The organism is Faecalibacterium sp. DFI.5.82, from assembly GCF_029076575.1.
Lineage (GTDB): Bacteria > Bacillota > Clostridia > Oscillospirales > Ruminococcaceae > Faecalibacterium > Faecalibacterium duncaniae.
The window spans coordinates 1-297 of sequence record NZ_JARFIS010000845.1; the positions used below are offsets into that span (position 1 = coordinate 1).

Genomic DNA, 297 nt, shown 5'->3' on the forward strand with positions numbered 1-297 from the left:
CATTAATGTCGTATATCCAGCAGCTACAAAACCATAGGCCGGAATAAAAATATAATTCATTATAATGTTTAAAATTGCTGCTCCGATTGATCCATATATAAGCATCTATTTTTCTTCATAATAGAATTCCACATTGATGAAGAATTGGCAATAGAGCAGAAGAAATAAACTCAGAGCCACCGGTGCAACAACATAAATAGCTGCCTTATATTGTTCCCCGGCCATGATCACGATAATTTCCGGTGCATACCAAATCACACACAAAATCATTAGGCCCATCAATATTGCTAGCATCAG

1 pseudogene is annotated in these 297 nt (G+C 36.4%); it reads right to left on the reverse strand.

Going from position 1 to position 297, the window contains the following annotated elements:
- Positions 1–105: 105 nt before the first annotated feature.
- Positions 106–297, reverse strand: a pseudogene (locus P0G09_RS19175) (hypothetical protein); the annotation flags it as partial.